Source organism: Luteimonas flava (assembly GCF_036584485.1).
Taxonomy (GTDB): domain Bacteria; phylum Pseudomonadota; class Gammaproteobacteria; order Xanthomonadales; family Xanthomonadaceae; genus Luteimonas; species Luteimonas flava.
Genome location: NZ_JAZHBM010000003.1, coordinates 816,908 through 834,312 on the forward strand (window position 1 = coordinate 816,908; position 17,405 = coordinate 834,312).

General features: G+C 68.5%; 7 protein-coding genes. 4 read left to right on the forward strand and 3 right to left on the reverse strand.

The window, feature by feature from the left end; translation table 11 throughout:
* Positions 1 to 121: 121 nt before the first annotated feature.
* Both V3391_RS16180 and V3391_RS16185 read left to right on the forward strand, forming a co-directional pair.
* Positions 122 to 10,267, forward strand: coding sequence for an ESPR-type extended signal peptide-containing protein (locus V3391_RS16180; protein WP_332079459.1), 10,146 nt, complete (start codon positions 122 to 124; stop codon positions 10,265 to 10,267).
* A gap of 162 nt (positions 10,268 to 10,429) precedes the next feature.
* The gene (locus V3391_RS16185) at positions 10,430 to 12,352 is read left to right on the forward strand and encodes a S8 family serine peptidase (RefSeq protein WP_332079460.1); all 1,923 of its coding nucleotides are present in this window, start codon (positions 10,430 to 10,432) and stop codon (positions 12,350 to 12,352) included.
* A gap of 170 nt (positions 12,353 to 12,522) precedes the next feature.
* On the opposite strand, the gene V3391_RS16190 is transcribed toward V3391_RS16185, so the two are convergent.
* The 3 genes from V3391_RS16190 to V3391_RS16200 are packed head-to-tail and all read right to left on the reverse strand — an operon-like array spanning position 12,523 to position 16,014.
* Positions 12,523 to 13,659: a serine hydrolase gene (locus tag V3391_RS16190; RefSeq protein WP_332079461.1), complete on the reverse strand. Its 1,137-nt coding sequence runs from the start codon at positions 13,657 to 13,659 to the stop codon at positions 12,523 to 12,525.
* Entirely contained in the window at positions 13,656 to 14,822 is a 1,167-nt protein-coding gene (locus tag V3391_RS16195) for a serine hydrolase (RefSeq protein ID WP_332079462.1), read from the reverse strand. Before V3391_RS16195 ends, V3391_RS16190 begins: the two co-directional genes overlap by 4 nt.
* Positions 14,823 to 14,850: 28 nt before the next feature.
* Positions 14,851 to 16,014 carry an acyltransferase family protein gene (locus tag V3391_RS16200; RefSeq protein ID WP_332079463.1) on the reverse strand — a complete coding sequence of 388 codons (1,164 nt, stop codon included), beginning with the start codon at positions 16,012 to 16,014 and terminating at the stop codon, positions 14,851 to 14,853.
* Positions 16,015 to 16,250: 236 nt separating this feature from the next.
* Between V3391_RS16200 and V3391_RS16205 the strand changes: the two genes are divergently transcribed.
* Both V3391_RS16205 and V3391_RS16210 read left to right on the forward strand, forming a co-directional pair.
* Positions 16,251 to 16,658 (forward strand): hypothetical protein, encoded by a 408-nt coding sequence (locus V3391_RS16205; protein WP_332079464.1) that lies wholly within the window; start codon positions 16,251 to 16,253, stop codon positions 16,656 to 16,658.
* A 104-nt stretch (positions 16,659 to 16,762) separates the two neighbouring features.
* Positions 16,763 to 17,404 carry a DUF2242 domain-containing protein gene (locus V3391_RS16210; protein WP_332079465.1) on the forward strand — a complete coding sequence of 214 codons (642 nt, stop codon included), beginning with the start codon at positions 16,763 to 16,765 and terminating at the stop codon, positions 17,402 to 17,404.
* Position 17,405: the final 1 nt, after the last annotated feature.

Sequence of the window (17,405 nt, forward strand, 5' to 3'; positions counted from 1 at the left end):
CTTCCGGAGCACGGAACGGCCAACGCCTGAGACACCCGGAAGCCGCAGCGGTCGCTCGACGACGCTGCGGCTTTTTTTTCGCCGAAATTCCAATCAAACCAAGCACTTCGAGGGGCTCGAAATGAATCGCATCTATCGCAAGGTATGGAACAAGTCGCTGGGCCAGGTCGTGGTCGCCTCCGAGCTGGCATCCAGCGACAGCGCCGGCGCATCCGACGGCGGTGGCGCCGCCGCGCCCGGCCGTTCCGCGCTTGCAATCGCCCTGAGCCTGATGCTGTTCGGCATGGCCTCACCCATGGCCCTGGCGCAAGCGGTCTGTCTGGACGCCAACGGCAATCCGATCGGTACGGCAGTCGGGGCGGACAGCACGGCGTGCGGTGTGGGCGCCCAGGCGACCGGGGCTGCATCGACCGCATTCGGTCGTGCCGCCGTCGCCAGCGGACTGCGTGCCACGGCAGTCGGCGCGCGCGCCAATGCCACCGGCGACAACGCCACGGCAGTCGGCAACAACGCCCAGTCGACCGGTAACGCTTCGACCGCACTCGGTCGCAACGCCACGGCCAGCGGCACCAATGCCGCAGCGGTCGGCGTCAACAGCACTGCATCGGAAATCAACACCACGGCTCTGGGCACCGGCAGCAACGCCACGGCCACCAACAGCTCGGCGGTCGGTCGCGGTGCCAATGCGGTCGACACCAATGCAGCCGCCTTCGGCGCGCTCTCGAATGCATCGGGCCTCAACTCGACCGCGATCGGCACCGCTGCGATTGCAGGCGGCAATTCCGCTGTCGCACTCGGTCGCGGCAGCCAGGCGCTCGGCGGCGTATCGACGGCCGTCGGTACCAACAGCACCGCGTCCGGCGACGGTTCGGTCGCGCTCGGCACCTCGGCCAGCGCCGAGGCGGTGCGTTCGACCGCGCTGGGTCGCGGTGCGGTCGCCAGTGCCAACGGCAGCGTGGCGCTCGGCCACAACTCGGTTGCCGATCGTGCGAATACCGTCTCGGTCGGCACCGCGGATGCCCAGCGCCAGATCACCAACGTGGCCGCCGGTACGCAGGCGAGCGACGCCGTGAACGTGGCGCAGCTTCAAGCGGTCGCCGATGTCGCGGGCGAAACCGCCCTTTACGTCGAAGCGACAGGCGATGCCGCCGCGATCGCCGAAGGCGAGGAAGCGCTTGCCGTCGGTTCGGGCGCCACGGCCGAAGGCGATTATTCCGCTGCAGTCGGCTCGAACGCCCAGGCGCTGGGAGATCAGACCACTGCACTGGGCAGCGGCGCGACTGCGACTGGCATCGATGCGACGGCAGTCGGCTATGGCAGCAGCGCATTGGCTTCCCAGGCCACCGCGACCGGCGCGGGTGCCAGTGCGAATGGCCTCGGCAGCACGGCGACCGGTGCCGGCGCGCAGGCGTCGGGCGTCGAGTCGACGGCGACCGGCTACATCGCGGATGCGTCCGGTGATGGTGCGACCGCGGTCGGCGCAGAAAGCGCCGCATCGGGCGCACAGTCATCGGCATTCGGTCTGCAGTCTTCTGCGGCGGGTGATTTCGCTTCGGCCGTAGGCGGCTACGCGACGGCTAGCGGTCTCAACAGCTCCGCGTTCGGTAACGCCAGCACTGCTTCAGGCGACGCCAGCGTCGCCGTCGGTTCGGACAGCACGGCGTCGGGCCTAGCCAGCACGGCTGTTGGTCAGAACAGCATCGCCTCGGCGGACGAGAGCACGGCGCTCGGCGGTATCGCGAACGGGTTTGCCGCGGAGGCAGTCGGCTACCGGTCTGCCGCACTGGGTGCAGGCGCGGGAGCACTCGCGGATTTCGCGACTGCTGTCGGTACGCTGTCCGAAGTGGATGCACTGGGCGCGACTGCGCTGGGCTACGGCGCCTATGCAGGCGCTGAGAACAGCGTCGCGCTGGGTGCCCTGTCGATCGCCGACCGCGAGAACAGCGTGTCTGTGGGCACGTCCGACAATCAGCGTCAGATCACCAATGTCGCGGCGGGCACCGAGGCAAACGATGCGGTCAACCTGGGCCAACTGGAAGAGGCCACGGCACAGCTCGACTACGTTCAGGCAACGGGTGACGGCCAGGCGTTTGCGTCTGGCGATGACGCCACGGCAGTCGGCTCAAATGCGTTTGCAGATGGTGATTACGGCACCGCCTTGGGTGCATCGAGCGATGCATATGGCGTCGGTGCCTCGGCAGTCGGCAGCGGCGCGGCCGCACAGGCCGACTACGCGACGGCCGTTGGTTACAACGCCTCCGCGCAAGGCCAGAACAGCGTCGCGCTCGGCGCCCTGGCACAGGCGGACGGCGCGGGAAGCGTCGCAGTTGGCGGTCAGGCTGTTGATGAGAACGGCAATCCGCTGCTGATCGATGCGGATGGCAACCCGATTGAAACCGGCGCAGCGAGCGCGGGTGTAGGGGGCACCGCGTTGGGCGCGAGCGCCGACGCGTCCGGCTTCGCCTCGACGGCGGCAGGTGTGGGTGCGGCTGCAACCGGCGCGCAGGCGTCGGCCTTCGGTGCGGTGGCTAATGCAACGGGCGATTTCTCTACCGCGGTCGGTACGGAAAGTGCGGCGACCGGCGCGAACAGCGTGGCGGTCGGTGCGGGCGCCAGTGCAACGGGCCTCTACGCGACTGCAGTCGGTAGCGGCTCGCGTGCAACCGCGGCGAACGCGACGGCACTTGGCGAGTTCGCCTGGGCGACCGGTGCCAACGCGACTGCGGTCGGTGAATTTGCATGGGCGACCGGTGCAGGCACGACTGCGCTGGGCCAGGACTCCTATGCGACGGGCGCAAATGCGACTGCGCTCGGACTGGGCGCTTATGCGTCCGCGGCTAACAGCGTAGCCCTCGGCGCTGATGCGCTCGCCAACCGGGCGAACACTGTGTCGGTGGGTACAGCGACCAGTCAACGTCAGATCGTCAACGTCGCTGCGGGTACACAGGCGACCGACGCCGTGAATCTTGCGCAGCTGGAAGCCGTGGCTGACGTCGCGGAAGAAACCAGCAAATACTTCACCGCGACCGGCGGCGTCGACAACGACAACGCCGCGGCCGCCGATGGCGAGTACGCCACGGCAGCGGGCGAAAGCGCGTACGCAGGCGCTGACGGGGCATCGGCATTCGGCAGTGGCGCCTTCGCGATCGAAGCGGCATCCACCGCAATCGGCATGAACGCCAGCGCGAGCGGCGAAGGCAGCGTCGCCGTGGGCGGCCTGTCCGAAGCGAGCAGCATCGAGTCGGTCGCTGTGGGGTATGCGGCTGCCGCGACCGGCGAGACCGCGACATCGGTCGGCGCCGAGAGTGCCGCGAGCGGTGCCGAGTCGGCAGCGTTCGGGTACGGCGCACAGGCCACCGACGACTACGCCACGGCAGTCGGTGGCGGCGCGGCAGCGTCCGGCCTCAACAGTTCGGCATTCGGCAATGCGAGCGCGGCCTCCGGCTCGAGCAGTGTTGCATTGGGCGCAGACAGCACCGCATCGGGTGACTACAGCACGGCGGTCGGCCAGTCGGCGACGGCGACCGGTTACAACAGCGTGGCGGTGGGCGGTGCGTTCTTCGGCCTCGCGGCTGCGGAGGCATCCGGCGACTTTGCTACCGCACTCGGCGGTGCTGCGGTTGCATCGGGTGAGAACAGCACGGCACTCGGCAACTTCGCCGAGGCGTCCGCGGTGAACAGCGTCGCACTTGGCGCGGATTCGATCGCGGATCGCGAGAACAGCGTGTCGGTCGGCAGCGTCGACAACGAGCGCCAGATCACGAACGTCGCGGCCGGTACGGAAGCGACGGACGCGGTGAATCTAGGTCAGTTGGATGAGGCAACCGCCAACAGCAAGTACTTCCGCGCAACAGGCGAGGGCGAGGCATACGCGCTCGGCGCGGATTCCACGGCATCCGGCTCGGACGCTTACGCCGAAGGCGACTACAGCACGGCAATCGGTGCCTCCAGCAGCGCCAATGCCGAAGGGGCGTCGGCGTTCGGCAGCGGCGCGACCGCGCAGTCGATGAACTCGACCGCCGTCGGGTTCAACGCGACTGCATTCGGTCAGAACAGTGCGGCGTTCGGCGCCGGCGCGCAGGCCGACGGTCCTGCGAGCGTCGCGATCGGCGGCAATGCCGTCGACGAGGAGGGCAATCCCCTGCTGACGCTCGGTGGCGCACCTGTCGAGACATCCGCGACCAGCGCAGGCGTGGCCGCGACGGCCGTCGGCGCGAGTGCAGAAGCATCGGGCTTTGCTTCTGCGGCAGTCGGCGTGGGTGCCAGCGCGATCGGCGACCAGTCGCTGGCATTGGGTGCCGTGTCGACGGCATCTGCCGATTTCGCGACGGCGGTCGGCTCGCAGGCGACCGCCAGCGGCGCCAGCAGCGTCGCGGTTGGCGGACCTGCCGATCTGATCCCCGGCTTTGGCCTCCTGGTGTCGACCTCCGCGTCGGGTGACAACGCTGCAGCGTTCGGTGCGGGCACCGTGGCGTCGGGCAACAACAGCACGGCACTCGGCACCCTCAGCGCGGCGGAGGGCGACGGCAGCACGACGGTCGGCTACTTCGCCTATGCAGCAGGCACCAATGCCACCGCGATCGGCAGCGAGTCCTGGGCCAGCGGCGAGGACAGCCTCGCGCTGGGCTACTACTCCACCGCGCGTGGTGCGAACAGCGTTGCGTTGGGTGCCAACTCCACCGCGACGCGCGCGAATACCGTGTCAGTCGGCGATGTCGGCAGCGAGCGTCAGATCACCAATGTCGCTGCCGGTACCGAGGGCACCGATGCGGTGAACCTGGACCAGCTGGAAACCGCGACGCAGTACAACAAGTACTTCGCCGCAACCGGCAACAACGAAAATCCGGCGGACGATGTCGGCGCCTTCGCTGACGGCCTCAACGCGACCGCGGCAGGCGATGCCAGCAATGCACTTGGTGATGGTGCTTCCGCATTCGGCAGCGGTGCGTTCGCGGGCGCCGATCTCGCCACAGCGATCGGCTTCAACGCCACAGCATCGGCGGCCAATGCGATCGCGATCGGCGCGACGGCAGAGGCCAACGGCGAGTACGCCGTGGCGCTGGGCGCCGAGAGTCTGGCGAGCGGCGAACTGTCGACCGCGACCGGCGCAGGCGCGGTCGCCAGTGGCGACGGCGCGTTGGCCAGCGGCGCATTGGCGGAAGCGTCCGGCGTCGAAGCGACGGCGGTTGGCTTCTTCGCAGACGCATCTGGTGAAGTCGCGACCGCAGTCGGTGCAGAGAGCATCGCCAGTGCCGAAGAAGCCGCAGCCTTCGGCTTCCGCGCGGAAGCGTCAGGTATCTACGCGACGGCCGTGGGTGGCAGTGCGGCCGCGACGGGGGCAAACAGTTCGGCCTTCGGCAACGCTAGCAACGCGTCCGGTGGCAGCAGCGTGGCGCTGGGTGCGGACAGCACCGCATCGGGTGCGTACAGCACCGCGGTCGGCCAGGCCGCGACAGCGACCGGTTACAACAGCGTTGCAGTGGGTGGTGCGTTCTTCGGCATCGCGGCCGCGGAGGCATCAGGCGACTTTGCTACCGCACTCGGCGGTGCGGCGGTTGCATCGGGTGAGAACAGCACGGCACTCGGCAACTTCGCCGAGGCGTCCGCGGTGAACAGCGTGGCGCTGGGCGCGGATTCGGTTGCGGATCGGGACGACAGCGTGTCGGTGGGTTCGGCGGGCAGCGAGCGCCAGATCACCAACGTCGCCGCCGGTACGGAAACGACGGATGCTGTAAACGTCGGTCAGCTGGCAGAAGCCACTGCCTACAACCAGTACTTCCGCGCAAGCGGTGACGGCGAAGCGCTGGTCAATGGAGAGGACGCCACGGCTGCAGGTTCGAACGCCTACGCCGATGGCGATTACGCCACGGCCATCGGTGCTTCGAGCGATGCGTTCGGCGAAGGCGCATCGGCGCTGGGCAGTGGCGCGATGGCGCAGGCCGACTACGCCACCGCCGTCGGCTTCAACGCGCTGGCCAGCACGACCAACGCGCTGGCAATGGGTTCTTACAGCGAGGCCGCCGGTGAGTTGAGCGTCGCGGTCGGCAGCTCGGCGTATGCCAGTGAAATTGGCGCAGCGGCCGTCGGCAGCAGCGCGCAGGCGACCGGCGCCTACGCCTCGGCCGTCGGTACCGAAGCCGCAGCGTCCGGTCAGCAGGCGACGGCAACCGGCTTCCGCAGTAATGCCTCCGAGAATGCGACATCGGCTTACGGCAGCTACTCCGCTGCTTCGGGCTTCGGCGCGACTGCGCTCGGCTACGGTGCCGAAGCAGGCGCCGACTACGCCACTGCAGTCGGTATCGCTGCACAGGCCTCGGGCGTCAGCAGCGTCGCCGTCGGCGAGTACAGTGAAGCCACGGGTCTCGAAAGCGTTGCGGTCGGCGGCACGGCGTTCGGATTCATTCCGGTCCGTGCGTCCGGCGATGGCGCCTCCGCTTTCGGTTCCGGCGCCTGGGCGATCAACGATTACGCCACCGCGCTGGGCTGGATCAGCAGCGCCGATGGCGAGAACTCGACTGCAGTGGGTGCGGCGTCGTGGGCAGAGGCTGACAACGCGTCGGCATTCGGTTACGGCGCGTACGCCAGCGCGGAGAACAGCGTCGCGCTGGGTGCCGGATCCGTCGCAGATCGTGCGAACAGCGTGTCGGTGGGTGAGTCCGGTGCAGAGCGCCAGATCAGCAACGTGGCCGCGGGCACACAGGGCACCGATGCGGTCAATGTCGATCAGCTGGAAGAGGCCACGCAGTACAACAAGTACTTCGCGGCCACCGGCACGGGCGACCCCGATGGTGATGTCGGTGCCTACGCCGAGGGCGATTTCGCAACTGCATCCGGTGAAGGCGCCAATGCCTTCGGTCTGGGCGCGTCGGCGTATGGCGCTGGGGCGCAGGCGGATGGCCAGTTCGCGACGGCATCGGGTTACGGCGCCTCCGCAACTGCCAACTCTGCGACCGCTGTCGGCGGCACGCTGGAGTTCGTCGATGCACAGGGTGCGACCGTGACCGTGCAGACCACCGCCAATGCGGATGGCGCGTCGGCCTTCGGCGCGGGTGCGACTGCGTCCGGTGCTTACGCCACCGCGACCGGTGCACGCGCTTCGGCAACCAATACGCAGTCAACTGCAACGGGTTACACAAGCACCGCGAGCGGTCTGGCGTCGACGGCCAACGGTGGCTTCAGCACCGCCAGCGGTGATTTCGCAACGGCATTGGGTTACAGCGCGACGGCATCGAACACGCGGACCACGGCAGTCGGTATCCAGGCAACGGCGAGCGGCACAAATGCGACGGCGGTGGGCAACACGTCGACTGCCAGTGGCGCGAACAGCGTGGCGTTGGGCACGGCGTCGCGTGCGACCAATCTCAACAGCACCGCTCTCGGCGGCACGGCATGGGCGACGGCGGACAACACCACGGCAGTGGGTCAGTTCGCATGGGCCACGGCCATCGGCGCCACCGCGGTGGGTCGTGATTCGTATGCAACTGGCGTGAACTCGATGGCGCTCGGTCTGAGCGCCTATGCGACTGCAGCCAACAGCGTCGCGATCGGTGCCAACGCGTTCACCAACCGAGCGAACACGGTGTCGGTAGGCGATGTGGGCGACGAGCGTCAGATCACCAATGTCGCAGCCGGTACGGTGGGCACCGATGCGGTCAATCTGGATCAGCTCACCGAAGTCAGCGATGCGGTGACAGGAAACGCACGCTACTTCAAGGCTGACGGCGCGCAGGACGGCAGCGATGACGCCGTCGCAAGCGGCACGAACAGTGTCGCTGTCGGCGCTGGTGCATCTGCGACCGGCGCAGCGAGCGTGGCGATCGGCCATCTGAGTGGTGCGGCCGGTGCGCGTTCGGTGGCCATCGGCGAGTTCGCCGAGTCGCGTGGGACGGACGGCACCACGGTGGGCTACTTCAGCCGCGCTGGTGCCACGGGCTCCGCGTTCGGCTCGGGTGCGAGCGCGTTGAACATCTTCGACGCAGACGGCGCCCAGTTCGCTTCGGCGTTCGGCTACAACGCGGTGGCGAGTGGCAACCGCGCCACCGCACTCGGCAGCCAGGCGTTCGCGCCACAGGACGATGCGACGGCGGTCGGCTACAACGTCAATGCGGTCGCCGTGGGCGCGACCAGTGTCGGCAGTAACAGCGTCGTGCTGGCGCAGGACGGCACTGCGATCGGCCGCGATGCCAGAAGCTTCGCTGGCAACAGCGTCGCGTTGGGCGCAGGCTCTCTGGCCGATCGTGCCGACAGCGTTTCGGTTGGCAGCGCCGGTAATGAGCGGCAGATCACCAATGTCGCGTCTGCGACGGTAGGGACCGATGCGGTCAACCTCGATCAGCTGCAAGGCGCCATCGCGAACGTGGACGCCGAAGGCAATCGCTACTTCGCTGCAAGCCCTGCCGAAGGTGAAGCGGGTGTCGGCGCAACCGCAAGCGGTGTGAATTCGGTTGCCGCGGGTGAACTGGCGGAAGCGTCCGCAGAGAACACGGTCGCGGTCGGTGCGAATTCCAGCGCCACCGGAGTTCGTTCGACGGCCGTGGGCCAGGGCGCATCCGCAAGCGATGAGGAGGCTGCGGCATTCGGCCAGGCGGCCAATGCATCGGGCTTCCATTCGACCGCCATCGGCGCGCTGGCCGAGTCCAGCGGCCGCGGTGCGACCGCGATCGGTTGGGATTCGACGGCTTCCGGCGCGCTGTCCACCGCGTTGGGCAACTCCGCCTCCGCCACCGGCGAGAACAGCACGGCACTAGGCCGCGCGGCGACGGCGTCCGCGCTGCGGACGACGGCGGTCGGTCAGGGCGCATCGGCCAGCGATGAAGAATCCGCGGCGTTTGGTCAGGCGGCCAACGCGTCGGGCTTCCATTCGACGGCGATCGGCGCGCTCGCGATCTCCAGCGGCCGCGGCGCAACTGCGATCGGCTGGGACTCGGATGCCACGGGCGCACTGTCCACGGCAGTCGGCAATCAGGCGGCTGCCACCGGCGACAACAGCACGGCGCTGGGTCGCCAGGCTGCAGCCTCGGGCCTCAACAGCACTGCGGTCGGCCAGACCGCAGTCGCCAGCGCGGACAACAGCGTGGCGCTGGGTCAGGGCGCCGTGGCGGATCGCGCGAACACGGTGTCGGTGGGTGCGAGCGGCAGCGAGCGCCAGATCGTCAACGTGGCCGAAGGCACCGAAGACACCGATGCGGTGAACCTGGCCCAGCTTCGTCGGATCTCCGACGGCGCGGGTGAAAGCCTCAACGCCGGTCTGCAGAGTGTTGCGGACGCGCTGGGCGGTGGTTCGATGGTGGACACGGCCTTCGGGACGATCTCGACACCGAGCTACTCGATCCAGGGCAGCAACTACGCCGGTATCGAGGCGACCTTCGGTGCGCTCAACACTGAAATCACCCAGCTGAAGCAGCGCGTCGGCGCGGTCGAAACGGTGATCGAAGCCGGCGACGGCACCAATGATCGCGTCGCGGTCGGCGGTGACGGCACCGGCACCGATGACGCCAGTGTCGGCGCGGGGACGAACGCAGTCGCAGTCGGTTCCAACGCCGCGGCCAATGGCCAGAACGGCGTGGCCGTCGGCGGCAATGCGTATGCCCACGGTCCGAACGACACTGCGATCGGTGGCAACGCGCGCGTCAATGCGGACGGCAGCACGGCAGTCGGTGCCAACACCAACATCTCGGCGAACGCGACGAATGCGGTGGCAGTGGGCGAGGGCGCGTCGGTGACGGCGGCGTCCGGCACTGCGGTCGGCCAAGGCGCGAGCGTGACCGCCCAAGGGGCGGTGGCACTGGGTCAGGGTTCGACGGCCGATCGCGCGAATACGGTGTCGGTAGGCAGCGCGGGCAACCAGCGCCAGATCACCAACGTGGCAGCGGGTACGCAGGCGACGGATGCGGCGAACGTGGGTCAGGTGGATGCCGCGCGGACCCAGGCCGTCGCGACATCCAACGCCTACACCGACCAGAAGTTCGCCGCGTGGAACGACAACTTCGACACCTTCAAGGGTGACGTCGATCGTCGCTTCTACGACACCGATCGCCGCATCGACCGCCAAGGCGCGATGGGCGCGGCAATGCTCAACATGGCGACCAGCGCCGCGGGCATCCGCACCGAGAATCGCGTCGGCGTCGGTGTCGGTTTCCAGGGTGGCGAGAGCGCGTTGTCGGTCGGCTATCAGCGTGCGATCAGTGAGCGCGCGACGGTGACCGTCGGTGGTGCGTTCAGCGGTGACGAGAAGTCGGTCGGTGTGGGTGCCGGTTTCGGCTGGTAAGGACTGACCGTCGCGTCGCCGTTGCACAACGGTGACGCGATGGAGACGGGCGGGGCAACCGGGCCGCGAAGGCGGTCCGGGACTCGGCGACAGGGGTGCAGCGGACCTACGCTGCGCGGATCAGTCGTCGCATTTCATCATTTCTGCAGAGAGAGGGTTCCAATGAAGAAGGGCATCATTCCGTGCACGCTTGCGGTCGCAGTTGCAGCGGCACTGACCGTTGGCGGCGTCAACGCGGGCAAGACCTCGCGCGCCGCCGGCAACGTCTCCACCGACAACATCGAAGGGCGCGTCGACGCGCAGCCTGTGAAGCGCCTGATCATCGAGTACCGCGACGGAGCCCGCGAGAAGAGCAACCAGGCCGCGGTCGTCACGAACGTCCAGGGCGCGCTGGTGCGTTCGGGCCTCGTGCGCGGCGCGAGCAAGGCCTCCAACGTCAGCTATCAGCGCAAGCTCGCGACCGGCCACGAGCTGGTCAACCTGGCCAGCGGTCTCGACGCGGTCGAAGCCGATGCGCTGGTCCGCCAGATCGCCGCGGATCCGAACGTGAAGTCGGTCAGCGTCGACCGCGTCCGCCAGATCGCCTCGGTGCAGCCGGCTTACGTGCCGAATGACCCGGACTTCCAGGAATACCAGTGGCATATGCGCGCGCCGGACGGCGGCACGACTTTCGACGGTGGTCCGAACCGTGGCGGCGCCAATGTCCCGGCGGCGTGGGATCTCTCGGACGGCGAGGGCATCACCATTGCCGTGCTCGACACCGGCATCACTGCGCATCCCGACATCGATACCTCGCTGGCCGACGCGGGCTACGACTTCATCACCAACGCTACGACGTCGGGCCGTGCGACCGCCGGTCGCGCGCCTGGCGGCTGGGATCTGGGCGATTGGACGATCAATTATCCGGGAGCGGAAACCTGCCAGCAGCGCAACAGCTCGTGGCACGGTACACATGTGGCCGGTAGCGCCGGTGCGCAGCTCACCGACAACGGCGTCAGCCTGACCGGCGTCGCCTATGGCGCGAAGCATCTGCCGGTGCGCGTGCTGGGCCATTGTGGCGGCGCCGAGGCCGACATCGTCGACGCGATCATCTGGGCGGCCGGCGGTACGGTCGCAGGCGTGCCTGCGAACCAGAACCCCGCACAGGTGATCAATCTGAGCCTCGGTGGATCCGGTCCCTGTTCTTCTGCTGAAGCAGCTGCGATCGCGCAGGCAAACGCGTTGGGTGCAACGGTCGTCATCGCTGCGGGCAACAGCAATGGCGACGTCGCCAACTTCTCGCCGGCCAATTGCCCGGGTGCGATCGCGGTTGCGTCGAACGGCGTGACCAGTGCGCGTGCGTACTACTCGAACTACGGCGCCGGGATCGACATCTCGGCACCGGGTGGCGGCGTGTTCGCGAACGATGCCGGCAGCGGCGCGCAGATCTACGACGGCTTCATCTGGCAGGCGAAGAATCCGAGCACCACGACGCCGACGCCGGTTGCCAACATTTCGCCGACCTATGCGTCTGGTTCTGCCGGTACATCGCAGGCATCCCCGCACGTGGCCGGTGTCGTTGCGCTGATGCAGAGTGCGCGCCTTGCCGCGGACCTTCCGCTGCTGACGCCTACGGAAGTGCTTGACATCATCAAGCAGACCGCGACGCCGTTTGCAGTCGCACCGGTGGCCAACCGTCCGATCGGGCCTGGCATCGTCAATGCAGGTGCGGCCGTTCTGAAGGCGATCGAGCCGCCCTGCGAGGTCGACTGCGCACCGCCGGCGACGCCCATCGTCAACGCGACACCGGTGCGTTCGCTCTCCGGCGCTGCCGGCGCCGAGACGCTCTACAGCATCGACGTGCCGTCGGGTGTCACCGGTCCGCTCAGCATCACCACCACGGGTGGCAGCGGCGACGTCTCGCTGCACGTCAGCCTCGGCGAGGCGCCGGCGGCAACGGGTACGTGGAACTCCTCGCGCCCGGGCAATGCGGAAACGATCCGCATCAATGCCCCGACCGCAGGGACGTACTACATCAAGCTGACGGGCGTTCGCGCGTACTCGAACGTCACGCTGCAGGCGCGTTTCTCCCTGCCGCCGGTCTGATTCAAGGCCCGGCCCGCGTTCGCGCGGGTCGGGTGGACCGTAATGTCTGGCCGGCGGATGGCTGCATCCGCCGGCTTTTTTATGGGCGCTTTGCGAGATATCCGTCGCGGATGTCGGTAGGGGCGCAGCGATGAAGCACTCCGGCGCAGGCGCGCCTGCACGACGGACTGTCAACCGCCTTCCGGATCCAGCACCGTCTCGGCCAGTGCACGTCCCAGACCCTGGAACGCGGTTTCAGCCTGCGCGATGTCGTCGAAATCCTCCGCGCATGCGAGCACCAGCGTGGCGCCTTTGCGGGCGCGTTCGGGATCGATCACGCCGACGTTGCACGCGCGTCGCAACTGCGTGCCGGTCTTCTGCGCGAAGTCGGTATCGGGTGGCAGGCCCGCGCTGATGCGGCGGTCGCCGGTGCTGATGGCGCGCATGTGGTCGAGCACGCGGCGGGTGCTGTCGGCGGACAGCAGTTCGCCAGCTGCCAGACGGTCGAGCAAGGTGGCGAACGCGGGCAGGGTCGCGGTGTTGCGATCGCTGCGGTAGTAGGCATCGAACACGGATTCGAGCGTGTCGGCATCGAGATCCGCGCGCGACACGCCGAGTGCCTGCGCCAACGCCTGCAGACGCGGCTCGCCGGCGTCCGCATTGCGCAGGCGCACGATCGCCATGTTGTCGAGCTGCGCGACGCCCGGATGCACCGGGCCGTAGGCGTCATAGCGCACCTGCAGGATCGTCGTGATCGGTCCGAAGCCGCCGCCGGTCCAGTCGCGAATGCGGGCGTTGAGATGGTCTTCGCCGACTTTGCGGATCAGCATGTCGGTCGCGGTGCTGTCGCTGTCGCGCAGCGATTTTTCCAGCAGCGTGGCGATGCTGAAAGTCTCGCCAGGCTTATGTTCGAGCATGTCGCCGGAGCCGTCGACGAAATCGGTCTGCGCGAGCGTCAACGTCTCGTCGAGCGACAGCGTGCCGGCGTCGACCTGTTCGAGCACCGCGATCGCGACCGGGATCTTGATCGTGGACGACAGATACCACGCGCGATCGTCACCGCGGTCCAGCGTGCCCGGCTGTGCACCGTAATGCCGCACGTAGACGCCGAAACGTCCGGGCATCGCGTCATCGAGTGCGGCGACCCGTGTACCGAGCGCGGCGACCCACGGCGCATCGGCCTGCAGCGCCGCATCGACGGCGGACTGCGCGGCGGGATCGTCGGTGGCTGGCGGTGTTTCGCCACCGCGGCAGGCCGGCAGCAGGGCAACGGCCAGCAGGACGGAGAAGAACCGCTGCGTGCGGCGGGCGTGCGGTCGTGTCGTCATCGGGCAGGTTCGAGCGAAGAGACGGGATTCAGCACGCCCGATGCGGTGATCGCTGCGCCGAGCTCGCGCAATGCGCGTTCGCTGGCGGCGGTGCCGGCGCCGCGGGCGCAGGCGGTGATGACCACCTCCACTGGTGCGGTGCCTTCGCGTGCCGGCAGGCTGGCGATACCGGAATCGCAAACGCGCCGGTACTGGGTACCAGTCTTGTGTGCGAAGCGCGCTGTCGACGGCAGACCCGCGCGGATGCGCTGCTTGCCGGTCTGCGCACGGGCCATCACTTCGAGCAGATAGCGCGTGCGGTCGGGGTCCAGTGCGCGCCCCGCTTGCAGCGCCGCCAGCATGTGGCCGTAGTCGCGCAGCGTGGCGCTGTTGACGTGGGTGGCGTAATAGGACTCGAACGCACTGTCGAGATCGGGCAGCAGGAAATCGGCGGGTGTCACGCCGAGCCGTTGCGCGAGCGCGCGCACGCGCGCCTGGCTGCTGCCGGCGCGCTGCAGCGCCAGCATGTCCTGCGAGGTGAGCGCCGCGGCGCCGGGATGGAACATGCCGTAGGCGAGGCGACGCACATCGGCCAAGGTCGTGATGCGCACGTCGCGCGCGATCAGTTCCGACGCGACCGCGTTGACCTGGCCGAGGCCGACGGTGCGGATCAGTACGTCGCTTGCGGTGTTATCGCTGTGGACGATCATCTGCTCGATGAGCCAGCCGATGGTCAGCCGGTCGCCGGCGCGATGCGCGTTGGTGCGGCCGGCGCCATCGACGAAATCGCTGTCGAGCAGCGTGATCGGCGTGTCGAGCGTCAGCCAGCCCTGTTCGATCTCGCGCAGCACCGCGATCGCGATCGGCACCTTGACGCCGGACGCGAGATACCAGATCTCGTCGCCACGGAAGTCGTACTGCGCGCCGTCGCCGAGCCGCTGCACGTGCACGCCCAGCTCGCCGGCGAAGCGCGCATCGATGTCGCGTACGCGACGGTCGAGCTCGGCTGACCAGGAAGGCCTGGCCACAGGCGGCGATGCCGCCAGTGCCGTCTTCGCAATACCGGGTTTCACCGGCACCATCGCTTTGGCAGGAGGTATGGCCGGCTGCGACAGCGCCGCGCCGCTCATCGAGGAAAGCGCGAGCGAAGCGACGATACACAGCAGACGCAGGCGTCTCAGCATGGGCTCGGAAGCCTGGTGCCGCGTCGCTTCACTTGCGCTGAACTTCCGTGTCGGGCGCGCGCTTCAAAGCCCGCTTCATCGTGCCCCACAGCCAGATCCACGTCGCGGTCGCAGCCAGCAACAAGAGCGTCAGCAACAACGCACGCTCGTAAGTCACCGCCTGGTACAGACCCAACGCTTCGCGCAGCAACAGGAAGATCACGCTGATGTGCACGATGAAGGCCATCAGCGCGTCGCTGCCGATGACGGCGATCGGTCGCAGCCATTTCGCCAGCCGTTCGCCACCCGCGACCGCGAGCGCCAGCAACGCGAACGCGCCACCTGTGCTGAAGAGCATGAACATCAACTGCGGCGGGTGCTTGCCGGCATTGCGCGCGATCTCGACCAGCAGTGGGCGCAGATCGCCGGCGCGGATCGCGAACCAGGCGAACAGCGCCGCGGACACCAGCGCCAGTGCACCTGCCAGCGCCCAGCGCGTCCGCGGCTCGCGGTAGGCCTGCAGCAGCACGCCACCGATCAACAGGCCGACGAGGATCAGCGGACCGCGCGCGAGCTGGCCCCAGGTGTAGTAATCGGGGTGTTCGTTGATCAGTGCCTGCAACTGCGGCACGCCCCAGAAATCGAAATGGTGCAGCAGCCACCACGATGCGAAGGCGACCGGAACCGGGCTCAACCAGCGCAGCACTGCCGGCGTCTTCGCCCACAGCGGCAGCAGCCAGGGAATCCACAGCAGGGCGATCGCATAGAAGCCGAGGATTTCGACGAACGACGGGAAATCGCGGTACAGCAGCGTGTCGACGATTGCGGCGGTGTCGTGGCGGCCATACATCTCCACGACGGTCAGGACCTTGTACCAGAACAGCACCAGCAGACCGCGCCACAGCAGCCGATTGCGTCGCTGTGGCCAGTCGGGCGCGGTGGTCTTGGGGACGAAGGCGACCGCGAGCGCGATGCCGAACACGATCACGAACAACGACGAGGAGAACTTGGTGATCGCGTGGACCGGCACCTGGCCCCACGCGGGAAAATCGTCGAGCGGCATCAGACCGTTGGTGCCGTGACTGAGGATCATCAGGCAGACCGCGAAGCCGCGGGCCAGATCGATCGCGCCGATGCGTCCGGTGTAGACCGTCGACGTGTTCACGTCCGTCGACTGCACCGGCGCCTTCGTCGGCGCCTCCGTCGCACTCATGCCGCCGCCTCGTGCGCCGCGGGCCTCGCGCCCTGCGGCGCGCAGCGACAGCCGGTACTGGCCGCCGCGCAACGGGCGTGCGTGCGCAGCGCGCGGACGGGAGGCGGCACCTGGACCATGCGGATCCTTCGAGGTCGGGGGCGTGCATTCCAGCAGCGCCACCGTGATGGAGCGGTCAGCGGCCGCGCGCCGATCTGGGATACTGTCGCGCCAGCCTTCCGTACGACCGCAGTCCGATGTCCATCTCGTCCAAGTCCCGCCGCGACGCCCGGCGTCGCAATGCACCGCGTCGCAGCGACGGCAGCGCAGGCGCACCGCAGATCCACGCACAGCTCAAGGGTCCCGACGATCGCGTGCTCGCCGGCGCGACCTATCACGAGGGCGAGTGGACGCTCGTGCTGCGCGGCGAACCGGTGGCGACGACGCACAGCGCAGCGATGTTGCTGGCGATGCTGCGGCACACCGCCGCCTCGCGCCACGCGAACGGCATCGCCACGCGCCTGTCGGTGTCCAAGGCGCTCGATGCCGCCGCGAGCGCCGAGGCGCAGGCCGAGGGCCGCACGCTGACCGAGCATCTGGACTGGCTCGAAGCCGAGCGCCGCACGCGCAATGCGCCGCCCGAGGCGCCGCCCACCGCGCACTGAAGCCGCGGGGCATCCGGCTGCACGATGAACCGTGCAGACCGCGTCGGGATGGGCGCGCGGCGACGCCGGTATCATGCCGCGGTCCCGGCTTCCGATCTGTCCCGATGCAATCCGTCCGCTCCCTGCCGCGTTTGACCGCCATCGCCGTCGCCGTGTTCGTGCTGGCCGCATGCGGGCGCAACGCGCGCGAGGACGCGCCGTTCATGGGGGAATCCTTCGATTCTGACGAGACCTACTCGCGCACCTACGAGCTGCCGCCGGCGCAGGTCTGCAGCGCCGCGCGTCTGGCGCTCCTCGGTCAGGGCTACGCGGTGGCCAAGTCCAGCGACGAGGCGGTGGAAGCATCCAAGAACTTCCAGCCCGAGGACGATGTGCACACGCAGCTGTCGGTGCGCGTGTCCTGCGTGTCGCGCGGCAGCGACCGCTCGCTGCTGTTCGTCAGCGCGCTGCTCGACCGTTACGTGATGCGCAAGAGTTCCAACTCTGCCAGCGTCGGCGTCGGCGGCATCGGCTCGCTGTCGCTGCCGGTCGGCAGCCGCGAGGACTCGCTGGTGCGCACCGCCAGCAGCACCGTGCAGGACACCGGCTTCTACCGCCGATTCTTCGAACGCGTCGGCTATTACGTACCCGCGCCGAGCAGCCGCGACCGCAAGCCCAGCGCCGACGAGATGCGCCGCGAGGATCCGCCGCCGGCGGACCTCCAGCGCGGCGCCGAGGCCGCGACCGACCCGCTTCCGCAGGGCTGAT